14 protein-coding genes and 1 pseudogene are annotated in these 13880 nt (G+C 59.6%); 1 reads left to right on the top strand and 14 read right to left on the bottom strand.

The annotated features are described in order from the left end of the window. The 13 genes from EOB36_RS24405 to EOB36_RS24345 form a co-directional block, all read right to left on the bottom strand. Positions 1 to 237, bottom strand: a 237-nt coding sequence (locus EOB36_RS24405; protein ID WP_164897601.1) for a nitrogen fixation protein NifZ, incomplete at its 3' end; no start/stop codon positions are given. 85 nt (positions 238 to 322) lie between these two features. Continuing rightward, a complete protein-coding gene (locus EOB36_RS24400) occupies positions 323 to 517 on the bottom strand; it encodes a 4Fe-4S dicluster domain-containing protein (protein ID WP_126104969.1) in 195 nt (64 codons plus the stop codon). A 29-nt stretch (positions 518 to 546) separates the two neighbouring features. Then, on the bottom strand, positions 547 to 2028 hold the full coding sequence (nifB, locus tag EOB36_RS24395) for a nitrogenase cofactor biosynthesis protein NifB (protein WP_126104970.1): 1482 nt from the start codon (positions 2026 to 2028) through the stop codon (positions 547 to 549). A gap of 273 nt (positions 2029 to 2301) precedes the next feature. Beyond that, positions 2302 to 2373 (bottom strand): helix-turn-helix domain-containing protein, encoded by a 72-nt coding sequence (locus EOB36_RS35995; RefSeq protein ID WP_348627600.1) that lies wholly within the window; start codon positions 2371 to 2373, stop codon positions 2302 to 2304. Positions 2374 to 3105: 732 nt separating this feature from the next. Beyond that, the gene (locus EOB36_RS24385) at positions 3106 to 3741 is read right to left on the bottom strand and encodes an alpha/beta hydrolase (RefSeq protein ID WP_348631824.1); all 636 of its coding nucleotides are present in this window, start codon (positions 3739 to 3741) and stop codon (positions 3106 to 3108) included. 340 nt (positions 3742 to 4081) lie between these two features. Beyond that, positions 4082 to 4381: a ferredoxin family protein gene (locus tag EOB36_RS24380; protein ID WP_024505235.1), complete on the bottom strand. Its 300-nt coding sequence runs from the start codon at positions 4379 to 4381 to the stop codon at positions 4082 to 4084. Between the two features lie 12 nt (positions 4382 to 4393). Continuing rightward, the gene (locus EOB36_RS24375) at positions 4394 to 5698 is read right to left on the bottom strand and encodes an FAD-binding protein (RefSeq protein ID WP_126104972.1); all 1305 of its coding nucleotides are present in this window, start codon (positions 5696 to 5698) and stop codon (positions 4394 to 4396) included. 10 nt (positions 5699 to 5708) lie between these two features. Next, the gene (locus EOB36_RS24370; protein WP_128285899.1) at positions 5709 to 6818 is read right to left on the bottom strand and encodes an electron transfer flavoprotein subunit alpha/FixB family protein; all 1110 of its coding nucleotides are present in this window, start codon (positions 6816 to 6818) and stop codon (positions 5709 to 5711) included. A 16-nt stretch (positions 6819 to 6834) separates the two neighbouring features. Further along, positions 6835 to 7686, bottom strand: coding sequence for an electron transfer flavoprotein subunit beta/FixA family protein (locus tag EOB36_RS24365; protein WP_095484276.1), 852 nt, complete (start codon positions 7684 to 7686; stop codon positions 6835 to 6837). Positions 7687 to 7872: 186 nt separating this feature from the next. Next, complete coding sequence (gene nifW / locus EOB36_RS24360) at positions 7873 to 8250, bottom strand: nitrogenase stabilizing/protective protein NifW (RefSeq protein WP_095484277.1); 378 nt, start codon at positions 8248 to 8250, stop codon at positions 7873 to 7875. Positions 8251 to 8431: 181 nt separating this feature from the next. After that, entirely contained in the window at positions 8432 to 9643 is a 1212-nt protein-coding gene (nifS, locus tag EOB36_RS24355; protein WP_126104973.1) for a cysteine desulfurase NifS, read from the bottom strand. Between the two features lie 12 nt (positions 9644 to 9655). Further along, a complete protein-coding gene (locus EOB36_RS24350; protein ID WP_126038026.1) occupies positions 9656 to 9973 on the bottom strand; it encodes a hypothetical protein in 318 nt (105 codons plus the stop codon). A 17-nt stretch (positions 9974 to 9990) separates the two neighbouring features. After that, a complete protein-coding gene (locus tag EOB36_RS24345) occupies positions 9991 to 10311 on the bottom strand; it encodes an iron-sulfur cluster assembly accessory protein (protein ID WP_128285900.1) in 321 nt (106 codons plus the stop codon). A 586-nt stretch (positions 10312 to 10897) separates the two neighbouring features. Between EOB36_RS24345 and EOB36_RS24340 the strand changes: the two are divergent. Continuing rightward, positions 10898 to 11929: pseudogene (locus EOB36_RS24340) on the top strand (hemin-degrading factor); the annotation flags it as partial. Positions 11930 to 12193: 264 nt separating this feature from the next. Here the strand turns inward: EOB36_RS24340 and EOB36_RS24335 are convergent. Next, a complete protein-coding gene (locus EOB36_RS24335) occupies positions 12194 to 13426 on the bottom strand; it encodes an MFS transporter (protein WP_095484281.1) in 1233 nt (410 codons plus the stop codon). Positions 13427 to 13880 lie beyond the last annotated feature (454 nt).

The raw sequence follows: 13880 nt of genomic DNA, 5'->3' as shown, positions 1-13880 counted from the left end.
CATGCCGACGACCGTGCCACGATCGATCCATTCGACTGCATAGATGAAGAATTGCTGGAGAAAGGTTCCAATGTCGCGCACGTAGCCTTCGTCGCCCTTCCGCACGAGGTTTTCGCCGATCTCCTTGCCGGGATAGGTGCCGTCGTTTTTTATGTGGCGTATCGCACGGACCCGCTCACCCTGCATGAACCGTGGCGGTCTGCCGATTTCGACCTCCTGTTCGCGTCTGGACCACATGCTGTCCATTCCTTTCTCGAGGCTTTTGGTGTGGTCGCGGGTTGCAGGCGTCCTCGTGCGGCGAACCCGACCGTTTCGGTAGGAATCAAGCGGGAACGCAGGTTTTCGGTACCGGACAGACCGACACGCATTGCTGCGTATCGAAGGCCTCCTTGCATTCGGTGCACTTGATTGGATCGATCACATAGGCGTCGCCCTTGAACTTGATCGCTTCCGAGGGACATTCGAACTCGCAGGCCCCGCATTGGGTACATTGGGATGCGATGATCTTGAAAGCCATTCTAACTCCTGGTTATCGGACGAGACGGCTCAGGCCGTCGCCGCTAGTGGTCTGATCCCAAACTCTGCCGCGTAAAGTGCGCTGACTGCGGTCTCGATGTAGTCATGGCCATAGGCGTCGGTTACGCGCAGTCCAGCTCGCGAGAGTTGTTCCTTCGGGCGATTTCCGATCTTGGCGCATAGCACTATGTGTATGCCTTCGAGCGCAGCGATGACGCCCTCGAGGATGGCGTCTTCGCCCCCGCCTCCGAGGCAATACCGCTCGACCTTCCGATGCCCGACCAAGCTGATCCCTCTAGGCGAGACTTCATAAACCTGGAATTCCTTCGCGTGGCCGAAGTGTTCGTTGACCCGTCCACCTCCCTTAGTGGCCACCGCAACCAGAAGCGACTTTTCGGAGTCTGTTGCCTTGACCATACCGATGGCTTCGCTCCTCGCCGCCTCATGATCACGGCGCTCGTGTGCGACCACCTGCCGATAGGCCTGACGCTTGCCAGCCTCGTAGGTGACACCGTCGGGAATCCCGTCCAGCGTGAATTCCTGGCCACGATCTTCACCGAGCAGGCCGACAGCATCTGCCCGGCACTGCCGGCAGTGGCGCATCAACTTGGCGCCACCTTCAAGTCGATCCTGAAGGGCCATCATCTCCATTGCCGTCGGGCCGCGCTGCCCGATGAGTCCGTAGTGTGTGCCGTGCGCCGGGTCCGAAATCAGAGGCATCACGTTGTGCAGGAACGCGCCCCGCTCCTTGACCATTTTGTTCACCTCAAACAGGTGCTGGTCGTTCACTCCAGGAATCATCACCGAGTTGATTTTGGTGAGGATGCCGCGCGCGCTCAGCATTTCCAGGCCCAACATCTGCCGCGCGTGCAAGATTCGAGCGGCTTCGATGCCGAAGTAGCGGCGATTTTCATAAAAGATCCAAGGATAAATCTTTGCGCCGACTTCCGGGTCGACCATGTTGATGGTGATCGTCACGTGATCAACATTCATTTCGGCAAGCTCGGCGACATGGTCCGGCAGCACGAGCCCGTTGGTGGAGACGCACAGCTTTATGTCGGGGATTTCCCTGATGACGCGGTCGAACGTTGCCTTCGTTTTCTCCCAGTCGTAACAGGCATCCCCCGGCCCAGCGATGCCAAGAACCGAAAGCTGCGGAACTTTGTTGGCAACCGCGATGACCTTGCGTAGCGCTTGGTCGGGCGTCAGCTTCTCAGACACAACACCAGGCCGGCTCTCGTTGGCGCAATCGTATTTGCGATTGCAGTAGTTGCACTGGACATTGCAAGCCGGCGCGACCGCCACATGCATACGCGCGAAATAGTGATGCGCTTCCTCCGAAAAGCAGGGGTGATCCTTGATCTTGTCCCAAATAGCCGGATCCACATCGCCCGGGCTGGTCGGCGACGAGCCGTAGGAGGACGGTGCGCAGCCACCGGACTTCGCGGCTGCCAGAAAACCCTCGGATGTCGTGCTAGTCGGCCCCTCAATCGAAATTATCGGTGAGGACATCAAACGGCTCCGTTGCTGGTACGTCGCGGTTCAAGATGCAAGAGCCATACCAACTTAAAAAAGCGGCTTCAGTTCACTATTTGGGTCGATGTCGGGTTGTGTGAGGCCGGCGCGACACAATTTTGTCCTGCTTGCGACAGTGCAAGTCCAAATCCGTTCAGAAGCACAAAGCACTCCTTGTCGCGCAGAGGGCGCGCAAGACCACTGGCCTGACGATTGGCTCATCCAGGCTCTTAGAATTTCCTTCACCTCGATGCTATGCCGGCGTATCGCCTAGCCGACTTGTCGCGGCGTGAGGCCGAGAATTCGAGCCGCATTAGCCTGAACCCAGCCGGCCTTCTCCATTGTGTCGATCAGCCGGTCACGCTCCGTCCGCCGCGGACCCAGCGCCGGTCCGGCCGTATCGTTAGAATCGCAACCGGCTATCTCGTGTTCAGGGGCGCCGATGCGCCGAACCGGCATCGTGCTGGGCCGTGAGAGCTCGTCGATGACATTGCCACGTTCCGAAAGATTGGTTCCTTCCAGAGGAGAACGCGCAAGTGTGGCTGTTCTTTACACGCAGTTCTCCAGCTCGCGGACGTTGCCGGGGGAAATAGCATTGCGAGATCAGCTCAACTGCCGACGGCGTAAAGCCATGGTTCTCCATATTTCAAGGGTAAGCGCTGTGTCCTTCCAGGAGTGCCCGCGATCTGTGGGCCTGCCATTCTGAGGTGGATCGGAGATCGGCTTGTGTCTGAACTTGAACTTACGATTGACCCTGAGCGGCAGCCTCGGCGTTTCGAGGTGATCAACGGCGCTGTTAGTCGACGGCATTGGTCGATGGACGACAAGGGACGGAGTCATCGCCGAGACCCTGGAGCCGAACGCGGTGATCTCGGAGGTTGCCCGGCGCTACGGGCTGCGGCCGCGGCGGAACGCTCGCAAGCTTGCTACGTCCGCAGGACAGGCCACTCCCGCCTTTGTTCCGGCAGTGATTTCGGTGGCGCCACCGGAACGACCCGTTGGGCCTACATCCGTGCACCAGAACTCAAGGCCGCGGCCTGAGAATCGGCCGCCGCTCACCCTTTACTTGGTTCCTCAGCCGACAGCGCTAAGAAGGAGAGCAACTTCCGTCGGTGCGAGGATCATTGCGTCGTGGCCAGTGGCGAGTTCCTGCCACGCCCAGCCATCCTGCTTCGCGACCCATTCTCGCGCTCCCGCCATCGGCGGGTGGAGTGGATTAGTGCAGACGACATAGGTTCGGGGCCTGCCGTTGCCGAGCGGGTGCACGAGCTTAAGTCCGCTTTCGTAGGTGCCTGCCGGATGCGGTGTTATCCGGCGCCGCACCCAGTCCGTGAGCGAGTGTCCCTCGGGAATGCCGAATGCTGTTGGCGGCGGAGTCGGCATGAAGATACCCCGTCCTTCCTCCGCAACCAATTTTCGACGGGCGGCGACGATGTCGGGGGGCATGGTGCTGAATACACTTTGACCGCTCTCGACGATGGCGCCGTCGAGATAAACGAGATGGCTGATATGGTCGGGTATCCGGTCGGCGGCGCCGGTGATGCTGATGCCGCCTAGACTGTGACCGACAAGGATCACATCGCTCAGCTCTTCCGTCACAATGTGGTTGACGATGTCGGTCACGAATGTGTCGGGCGTGATGTCCTTGCACAGCAAATGTGCGCGTTCGCCGACACCTGTCTGGGTCGGCGTGGTCACGTGGTATCCCATCTTGCGAAGATTGGCGGCCACGTCCCGCCAACGCCATGCCAGGCACCATGCACTAGCACATACGTCTTTGTCATGGGTTGTGCCGTTCCACTTGCTCACCGGCCGTTGTGGCTGCCATCCGGCACGATGGCCGGACGTTGTCCCAAAGGGGCTCGACCACGTGACCGGTGGTAAGTCCGGCGCACAGGGCACCGCCGTGGCCTGAGGACACCGCTAACGAGTCGAGGAAATTTGAATTGCGAAAGGCCAATATTCACTAGCTCTTTGCAAGTGGATGGAGAGGCTCATGGTGTGCCGCAGTTGCTCGCTGCCGGCATGCTCTTGGCACGGTCCCGGCTGATCATCCGAACTTGAACAGGACACCAAAGCCGCCGCGCGGATAGTTCCACTCGATGTCGCCGCCTTTCTCGCACAATATCCGGCAGGTGCCGCATTCCATGCAGCCGTCGGCGGTGATCTCGACTTGACCCTTGTCATTCAACTCATAGCATTTCGCTGGACAGACGTAGGTCAACGCAAGCAAGTTCGCGCTTGGCTTGTCGTGCGGTCGCACTATAATATGGGGGCGGCCGGAATCGACCAGATAGCGGTTCTGGTAAAGCTTGTCCTCGACACGAACCTTCGTCACTGCGATCGTCATCTTGTACCCTCTTCAGCGCCATGCCAATGCCAGGCGGACCGCGTCGCTGACCAACCCCCAGCGCGAGCGCGCGTTGATGAAGGCGGCCGTGGTGTTCTTTTCCTTCTCGATCTTCGGCGTGCCGTCGACACGCATGAAGTTCTGAGCGGCATGCGACATCAACCGCGGATAGCTGTCAAAAAAGTTGCTGGAATTGGTGTGGAGTAAGGCTGGCATGTCCTTGTATTTCTTAAGATCCTTGATCACAAAGGAGTCATCCAGCATCGTCTTGTAGAGCGCAAGGTTCGCTTTGGTCATAGGACCGTTGCGGCTTTTGACTTTGAGGATCGCCTCAGCCGCGACACGACCCGAGGTCATGGCAAGGTTCGAACCCTCACGGTGAATGGCATTGTTCAGTTGCGCTGCGTCGCCGACGATGACCCAACCGTCGCCGAAGAGCTGCGGAATGGCCCTGTAACCACCTTCGGGGATAAGATGGGCGGCATATTCTTTCACCTCCGAGCCAGCGATCAGCGGCCGGATCGAAGGATGGTTTTTCATCGCATCTAGGAGGGCGGACGGGCTCTCCATCGTCGCGGCGAAATCCGAGACCAGGCAGCCGATGCCGAGTGAAATCGACTCCTTGTTGGTGTAAAGGAAGCCGAGCCCGGCCATGCTGCGAGAGATCGTGCCCACGGCCTCGATTACGCAGCCTTCATCGCCCTTGACACCGAACCGCTGGCCAATGACCTCTTCGGGCAAGAAATGCATTTCCTTGACGGCAAGCGCCACGGTCTCCGGCTTCGGCATCTCGCGCAGGCCTGCGCGAGTGCCAAGCAATCCCGACACCCCTTCTGCGAGAACGACCACATTCGCGAAGACCACTCCGCCAGCCCGGTCTGTGCGGACGCCGATCACCTTGCCATTGCCATCACGGACGAGTTCCGTCGCGGTCGTCTCACACAGGACCGTCGCGCCAGCCTCGCGCACCTTGCGGGAAAACCATTTGTCGAACTGGGCGCGGATGATCGTGTAGCGGTTGGGTTTCGCCTCATTGAAGTCGTCCGACCGGTAATGAATTCCGGTGTGAGACGTGTCGTCCATCACCCAAAGTCGCTGTTCGACCAGGTGCCGCTCGAGGGGCGCATCATCCCGGAAGTCCGGGATGATCTTCTCCAGCATGTTCGCGTACATTATGGCACCCTGGACGTTCTTAGAGCCCGGATATTCCCCGCGCTCCAACTGCAGTACCTTCAGCCCCTGGCTTGCCAAAGTGTAAGCAGCTGCGTTTCCGGACATGCCGGCTCCGACCACAATGGCATCGAATTGTTCAATCATGTCCTCTCCCTCAACTCGCAAGCTTGTCTCGACTGTGCGGCGACAGCCGCCGGGTGAAGGCTTCCGTCAGTGCGGGCAGGAAGCGGATTGCATCCGTGACGATCCCGAGGTGGGCGAACTCGAAAATCGGCGCGTTCGGATCGGTGTTGATCGCGACGATGAGATCGGCCCCCTCGACCCCAACTCGGTGCTGGATGGCGCCGGAAATTCCGGCCGCGATGTAAAGCTTCGGTCGAATGGTCTTGCCAGTTTGGCCAATCTGCCGATCAGCCGGCATCCAGCCCTTCTGGACCAAGGGGCGCGAACAGCCATGCTCGGCGCCGATCGCTCGGGCAAGATTCTTCACAAGCTGAAGGTTCTCCGCCGCGCCGAGACCGAGGCCTCCCGCAACCACGACATCCGCATAGGCAAGATTTGCCATTGCCGACTGGTTATCCGGCAGGAAGCCGAGGACTTTGGTGACGATATCGTCCTCAACGAGCGACAGCTTGTGCCGCATGACACGCCCGACCGGCTTATCCACCCGCTGCGGCATAGGCAGGACCCTTGGTCGCACCGTCGCCATTTGCGGCCGGTAGTTTAGTGTATAGATCGTACACAACAACGAGCCACCAAAAGTCGGACGGGTCGCGGCGAGTGAACCGTCGGAATCTACATCAAGTTCTGTGCAGTCGGCCGTGAGCCCCGTCTGCAGGGTTGTCGCTACCGAGCCCGCAAGATCCCTGCCCAGTGTGGTCGCGCCGAGAAGGAGGATTTCGGGTTTATGGGTATTGACCAGATCCGTGAGCGCCTTGGCGAACGGCTCGTTCCGGTAGTCGGCGAGCGGCGGCGCATCGACGATGTAGACAAGATCCGCCCCGTAAGCGAAGGCCTCGGCAACAGCGTCCTCGACCATCTCGCCCGGCGGTCCCAGCACGACGCCCGCGAGCTGGACTTCAAGCTTGTCGGCTAATTTGCGGCCTTCACCCAGCAGTTCGAATGATACAGGATGCACATTGCCGCGTTCGAGCTCGAGGAAGACCCACACGTGCCGGTAGTCTTTGAAACGGTCGGGAAGTTCTTTCTTTACACCGGCACGGCCGGGGGCAATGCGAGGGGTAGTTTGGCTTGCGGTCGACATTTTCTGCTCCTGGCCGTCACGTGCCGCTGTTGAAGGCCAGCTCATGTTCCAGCGCCGGCCGGCGGGTTAAGATATCGGCGATGAGTTCATCGGCTATGTCCTGCAAGCCCCTTTCCGCGGTGTCGATCTGCGCCGCGCTTTCTGCCCGTGCGGTGGGGGCGAAAACACGCTTGACGACTGTCGGCGAGCCACGCAGACCGCACCGGGTGAGATCGTCAATGCCGGCGTCGGCTGCAGTCCACTTCACGACTTGGCTGCGCGCCGCGCAAAGAGCCTGCTGGAGCGAGCCCCGGCGGATTTCGTTGGTGTCTTCCAGCATGGTAATGAGGCAAGGGAGTCTGCTCTTCAGCAACTGGGTGCCGCCTTCGGCGCGACGCGCGACTTCGATCTCGCGCGTTTTGAGATCGATGGAGGCAATCTTCGCGACATAGGTAAGTTGCGATAGATCCAGGCGCTTGGCTATGCCGGGTCCGACCTGGGCGGTATCGCCGTCAATCGTCTGCTTGCCGGTGAAGACGATGTCCGGCCTGCCGAAAGTCTCCCCAATTTTTGCGATTGCTTGCGAAAGAGCAAAGGAGGTCGCCAGCGTATCGGATCCGGCAAAATAGCGGTCCGTCAAGAGAACTGCTCGGTCAGCACCGTAACCGAGCGCCTTTCGCAGCGAGTCCTCCGCCATGGGCGGACCCATTGTGAGCACAGTAACCTCGCCACCATGAACGTCGCGCAGTTTGAGCGCTTCTTCGAGGGCGAACAGGTCGTAAGGATTGATGATGGTCGGCACACCCTGACGCATGATCGTGTTCGTCACCGGGTGGACGCGGATCTGTGCCGAATCCGGCACCTGCTTGATGCAGATTACGATGTGCATTGGCGATTTCTCTAAGCTCCCAGTCCGGATGCGTGCTTGGCGGTTCACCTCATGCCTGCATCGTTCATGCCAAGTCTTCTTCCTGCCTCTATTCCAGAAGGTGGCTTCGTTTGCTTCCGAGGAGCGTCATGAGGACTGGATTTGTCGACTTCTCGACATTGTTGCGTCGCAGCCGTGTCGGGCTCATTACTTTCCGAACCGCTTCAGTGCAGAGTCGAGCGGGACGAAGGCGCGGCCAGGTGCGGGACATATGTTTGGATCGTGGTCCCTTAGCACCTTGAACACACGTTGCGTGAGCGGCGAGGAAGTCGCGAAATCTTCGTAGGCGCGTTCCAGCTTGGCGCGCACCCGCGCGGCGATTACCTGGTCAGGCAGACCGGAGAAATCTTCTTCGGCAAGGTATTGGCCCACGCGCTTCATGATATGGAGCCGCGAGACATTCATCACTTTCGGGTCGTAGGAGACGCCAAGGCAGGCGAAGAAGTCCTCCGCAGCCGACAGGCCTTTCAGTCGCGCCAGGATATCGGTGCGATCGATCGGGCGGCTGTCAGCGGAGCAGTTCATTGTATTCTCCCGGCGCGAAATTGTGGTGTCGATGCGTTGGTGACATTGCTGACGGCGTGCCGACCTCTGACACGGCGGCTGGGGCAAGAGACTTGGTGATCTCAAGCTTTTCTGAAGTGGTGAAGGCGACCCCGGGTTTGACCGCTCTCCATTGCGCAGGGTCGTCACGTTGAGGAAGACCTCACGGCTCGTCGGCTATTGTGCCGCTCGGACCCGGGCCGGAATGAAGCTGTTCTGCACCTCGCCCGCACAGTCCAGCACTGGGAAGGGCCCGTAGCTTCTCGGTGATCGCAGGCAGGACCTCAAGCACGCGGTCTACGTCATCTTCGCCGTTGTCACGCGAAAAGGAGAAGCGGACTGCCCCACATGCCGCGTTCATAGCGATCAGAACATGGCTCGGTTCCAGTGAGCCAGAGGCACAGGCGGACCCGGCGGAACAGGCGATTCCCAGCCGGCTCAGGACAATTGGGATTGCATCGCCTTCGATACCTTCGAATCCAATGTTTGCAGTGTTTGGCAATCGCTCTTGCGGATCGCCGTTGATGGATGTGTTTGGGATGCGCTGGATGATCCCGTTCTCAAGGCGGTCGCGCAACCATTTTATTCGTTTTGTCTCGTCCATGAATTTCAAGGCGAGTTCGGCCGCCATGCCCAGTCCGACTATGCCGGGTGTGTTTTCAGTGCCTGCACGCCGGTCGCGCTCTTGGTGCCCACCCTTGATCATGGAGGAGAAGCGCACGCCACGTCTTACATAAAGCGCGCCTATCCCCTTTGGACCATGCAGCTTGTGGGCGGAGAGCGACAGCATGTCGATCGCGGTCGATTTCAGCTCAATCGGAAGCCTTCCGACCGCCTGCACTGCATCAGTGTGGAAAAGCGCGCCGACTTCCCTGGCTAGATCGGCAAGCTTAACCACGGGAAAGATCGTACCGGTCTCATTGTTCGCCCACATTATCGAGACGATTGCCACTTGTGGGGTGAGGGCGGTTCTGTAGGCGTCCAGGTCGAGCCGGCCGTGGTGATCGACTGGGATAATGTGCACCTTGACGCCGCGCGTCTTTTCAAGGTGCGCGCACAACTTCAGAACGGCCGGATGTTCAACCGCGGAAGTCACTATTTCCGTTCGGTCGGGCATCACCTCCAGCGCCGAAAGGATGGCTGTACTGTCGCTTTCAGTCCCGCCCGAGGTGAAGATGATCTCGTCCTCGAATCCCGCGCCGATGAGGGCTTGCAACTGTTGCCTCGCCTTTCTCACGGCTTCAGCAACCGATGCGCCATAGGCGTGCATGGACGAATGATTGCCAAATTGCTCCGTAAAGAAAGGCAACATCGCTCCAACGACTGCAGGATCAACCCGCGTCGTTGCGTTGTTGTCGAGATAGACAGGGCTCATGGGAGTGATCCTTCAACTGCTGAAATGATTCAAGGGTAGGCGGGCCATTGAACCTCTGGCGCATATCGTATCTGGTAAGGTGGGCGGCCGGGCGAGCGATGGCTTGGCTGACCGGTCGCTGTCGACATTGCCCTTTGGTGGCGGCATCCGCCGGGAATTCAGCTGTTTCGGGCAATTTTGTTTGCTTGCCCACGGCAACGATCGATGATCGCGATTTCGCGCATCACCGAACGCAATTGTTCCGGGCCGACAGTGCGTGTCGGCCGGTTCCAGAGCGCCGGCGGTTACCGGTTCGACGCAGTATTCCTTGGCGTCGCTATAGTCGAACATAGCCTGTTCCCTCGCAATCATTTGCAGGACTTGCCGCAGCCGCACGTCTCACGCGCATTAGGGTTATCGAAAACAAAGCCGGATGTTTCGAGCCCAGTGACGAAGTCCACGGTCATGCCGGCGGCATGGGGTTGGGAGCCTCTATCCATGAACACCTTGAGCCCATCTCGCTCGATGATCGCATCGCCCTCACGTGAGACGCTCTCCAGGCCCATTGAGTATTGGAAGCCGGCGCAGCCGCCGGCATGGACCATGATGCGAAATCCTTCCGCCGGCTCGCTGGCGCGGTAAAGAGCGGCCTTCATGGCGGCAACAGCGTTGTCGGTGAGCGTAATCATGGCTCGATTTCTCCTCGGTCCGACGTTTTCGCGGATCATCTCGCATGGACCGTGCCAAAGGGAAGACGTGTCAAAAACCGTAGGACATCCCGACGTCTCTTATGCTCGATTGCTGGGGAGACGTCCGACAACCGACACTTACTGTCGGGTTTGTCGCGTCCGCGTCACAGGAAGGGCGCCTGAGTTCGCGATGCACTCACGCGTAAAGCAATGAACAGAGCCAAAGATGTTCAGAGCTTGCCGCGGAGCAACTGGCACGATTTTTGTGAAGCCTTCGTTGCGGCGGCAAAATTGCCGGCCGATTCACCTTTGGGTTGCCCTCGCAATCGAAGAACGAAGGAAAGCAATATGATCCATCAGACCCGCCTTGAGTGGGAAAGCAGCACCGCCGGTGGTACCCGAATGCTCGATCGGCCGATTGGCGCCGACCACCCAACAATCGCTCTCTACCGGCGATTGGCCGCTGACCGCCCGGAGACAGGATTCGACTGGCATGTGCCTGACGATCGATCGCGTCCGCCGTGCACACCCCTGAGGCCCGTTTTTCGATCGATCGTCAAAAGAAGAACGGGGCGGGGGTAAAAACATGGATCAGCGCAAGAAGCGGTCGCCCAACGAAATCCGGCGTGCGTGGGAAGTCTGTCCGAACATTCCCGCGCGTGATTTCGCCGCCCAATTGGCCATTTCGGAAGCGGAATTGGTCGCGGCCCATTGCGGTTTCGGCGCGGCACGCATCGACCCGCGCGTCAATCACCTTCTGACGGGCCTCGAATTCGTGGGCGAAGTGACGGCGCTGACCCGCAATCAAGGTGCCGTGCACGAAAAGATTGGCGTCTTCAACAGAGTGATAACCGGCAACAATCACGCCATGGTCCTTGGTGACGAATTCGACCTTCGCGTCTTCCCGCAGGCTTGGAGGTATGGTTTCGCTGTTGAAAGGCGCCATCGCGGCGGAATCCAGCGCAGTTTGCAATTCTTCGACGCCACCGGCGCAGCAGTGCATAAGGTGCATCTCAGGCCGGTCTCCAACCTTCATGCCTATCGAAAGCTGGTGGCCGAGCTCGTATCCGCCAACCAGGAGCCGACCATGTCGCTTAAGGCGAGAGTAGCCGACCTGGGCGCGAGGACTGCGGACTGGGCCGGCACGGTGGACGACCTACGCGAGCACTGGAGCCGGCTGACTGACGTCAACCTTCTAAAGACGCTCAAGCTCAGCCGCTGCCAGGCTTTGCGCATGGTCGGCCAGGATTACGCTTGGCTGCTCGACAATGCCGCAGTTGGCGCCGTGCTCCAGCGTGCGGCCGAAGACGAATTGCCGATCATGTGCTTCGTCGGCAACCGAGGTTCTATCCAGACCCATTCCGGCTTAATCAAGTCGGTCAAGCAGATCGGGCCGTGCATCTATGTGCTGGACGAAACGTTCCGGCTGCATCTCAGGACCCACCAAATCCGTGAGGTTTGGGCCGTGCGCAAGCCGACCAATGACAGTCACGTCACCTCGCTCGAAGCATATGGGTCCGACGGCAAGATTATCATCCAGTTGTTCGGTGCGCGCAAGGAAGGCGAACGCGAGCGCGACGACTGGCGGGTTCTGGCGGAAAACCTGCCTCGTTTCCCCGACAGCTACATGAGAAAAGACCGATCGTCGTCGGTGGGACGCCGGCGCCCATCTGCCTCCGCAGCCAGTAGCCGGGCATTGAAGCCGAGATCGGGGACACGATGACGCAATAAGCGCGCTGTATTATCGCAACGCGATGAGCAGGAAGCAATTTGGCGCTGCCCCATCGACCGCATGGTTACGACGAAGCCGCGGCCTTTGGGCCGAGCTCAGAGGTGACAATAGCGTGAACGCCGCCGACCGTCGTCACTCCCCACCAGGCGGTCAGGTTTTGCGGTTCGGGCCGAGCAAAAATACTGTCAAGACAGCGAGGAACGTGGCAACCGCGCTGTAGACAAAGACACTGGCAATACCCGTGTGATCCACCAATAGGCCACCGAAAGTTGTGCCGGCTGCGATGGCCACTTGGAAGGTTATGACCATCAGTACACCAGCGCTCTCGGCCTGTTTCGGAGCGGCGCGTAGCACCATCCATGTCTGCAATCCGACCGGGACCGCGCCAAAAGCAAAGCCCCATACGGCAACTGCAATTGCCGAGGTCAAGGCCGATGCTCCCATAGTCAGGAGCGAGACAGCGGCTACGGCAATGAGCAGGGGCGGCAGGGCCGCGACCGCCTTGAGACTGTGTTTGGTGAGGAATGCGCCGGCTAAATTGCCGAAGACGCCGGCCGTGCCAAAAGCAAGGAACACGAGCGGGATCGACTTCTTGTCGAGCGCAGGAACGCTCTCGAGAAAGGCGCGGATGTAGGCGAAGCTGGCAAAATGGCCGGAAGCGACCAATAGCACGACTAGCACCGCAACCTTCATCGCCGGATTCTTCGCGACATCCAGCGGACTGCGGAATCTGCGCACTTCGATCGGAGGCAGTGGCGGAATGGTTACGAGTTGCACGAGCAGCGCAACGGCACTCACGATTGCGGCGACCTTGAACGAGGCTCGCCATCCCCAAATGTCACCGACATAAGCGCCGATTGGAGCCGCGCAGACGGAGGCGACAGAAACGCCGGTGAGGATGATCGACATGGCGCGCGGCATGAGGTGACTTGGAACCAGCCGCATCGCCAACGCTGCCGAAATTGACCAAAAACCACCAAGCGATATGCCAAGGACGACGCGTGCCGCCAGCAAAACCGGCAGCGACCCCGCAACCTCCGCCAGAACGTTCGACAGGATCAGCAGGAGCGTCATCGCCCAGATGACGACCCTGCGGTCCAGACGCTTTGTCACGATGGCGATTATCGGTGCCGAGATCGCCGCGACGATTGCGGTCGCTGTTAGCGCCTGTCCAGCCGTGCCCGTGGTGATACGGAGATCATGCGCGAGCGGTGTCAGAACGCTGGCGGGCAGAAACTCTGCCGTCACAAGGCCGAAGGTGCCGAAGGAAAGCGAAATGATGGCACCCCATGCAGGGCCAGAACGTTGATAGGGACTTTCTGGGTCAAGCCGATCTCGGTCGAACAAAGCCGCGTCCACTAAATCTGTCGCCGATTCGGTCATGAATGAGTTCTCCGGCTAGGAGCTGTTGCAGCAGGGGTGGCTACATCGCCGGGGATCAAAGCCGCGAGACCTTCCGGCGGCGGCCAGTCGGCATCAGTCGAGGCCTCGGCGCCCGACGCATCCGAGGCCTCATCGGAGGGCCGACGGACCCAACCGTCGACAATGCGGGAGAGTTCTCGGCGCGGTCGCATCGATCGCATTCGTCGAAGTGCGGCCTGTCCACTGCGAACCAAGCAAGCCGAACGCGGTGTCCTCGATCGAGGCCTTGATTGGGGGATGATCGACGATCTCTATATTGCTTTGAAGCAGGAAGTTCCGTCGCCATATGTGGTTATCCTGGCAGCCAGAATTGAGCGGTTGTCGCAAGCACCAAGGCGGTCGCAATGAGTGCAACGAGGCGGAAGTCTGATCGATGGCTGCGGTTCGATGGCCGCGCGATCGACAAAATTGAGGT

It is taken from the genome of Mesorhizobium sp. M6A.T.Cr.TU.017.01.1.1, from assembly GCF_004023115.1.
Taxonomy (GTDB): Bacteria; Pseudomonadota; Alphaproteobacteria; order Rhizobiales; family Rhizobiaceae; genus Mesorhizobium; species Mesorhizobium mediterraneum.
The sequence above is the reverse complement of the archived record's forward strand: the minus strand, read 5'-3'. Positions and strand labels throughout refer to the sequence as shown.

Excerpts from the sequence above, each read along its gene's own strand:
- EOB36_RS24400 (WP_126104969.1), bottom strand. The coding sequence starts at position 517 with ATGGCTTTCAAGATCATCGCATCCCAATGTACCCAATGCGGGGCCTGC.
- nifB (WP_126104970.1), bottom strand. The coding sequence starts at position 2,028 with ATGTCCTCACCGATAATTTCGATTGAGGGGCCGACTAGCACGACATCC.
- EOB36_RS24385 (WP_348631824.1), bottom strand. The coding sequence starts at position 3,741 with ATGGGATACCACGTGACCACGCCGACCCAGACAGGTGTCGGCGAACGC.
- EOB36_RS24380 (WP_024505235.1), bottom strand. The coding sequence starts at position 4,381 with ATGACGATCGCAGTGACGAAGGTTCGTGTCGAGGACAAGCTTTACCAG.
- EOB36_RS24375 (WP_126104972.1), bottom strand. The coding sequence starts at position 5,698 with ATGATTGAACAATTCGATGCCATTGTGGTCGGAGCCGGCATGTCCGGA.
- EOB36_RS24370 (WP_128285899.1), bottom strand. The coding sequence starts at position 6,818 with ATGTCGACCGCAAGCCAAACTACCCCTCGCATTGCCCCCGGCCGTGCC.
- EOB36_RS24365 (WP_095484276.1), bottom strand. The coding sequence starts at position 7,686 with ATGCACATCGTAATCTGCATCAAGCAGGTGCCGGATTCGGCACAGATC.
- nifW (WP_095484277.1), bottom strand. The coding sequence starts at position 8,250 with ATGAACTGCTCCGCTGACAGCCGCCCGATCGATCGCACCGATATCCTG.
- nifS (WP_126104973.1), bottom strand. The coding sequence starts at position 9,643 with ATGAGCCCTGTCTATCTCGACAACAACGCAACGACGCGGGTTGATCCT.
- EOB36_RS24350 (WP_126038026.1), bottom strand. The coding sequence starts at position 9,973 with ATGTTCGACTATAGCGACGCCAAGGAATACTGCGTCGAACCGGTAACC.
- EOB36_RS24345 (WP_128285900.1), bottom strand. The coding sequence starts at position 10,311 with ATGATTACGCTCACCGACAACGCTGTTGCCGCCATGAAGGCCGCTCTT.
- EOB36_RS24335 (WP_095484281.1), bottom strand. The coding sequence starts at position 13,426 with ATGACCGAATCGGCGACAGATTTAGTGGACGCGGCTTTGTTCGACCGA.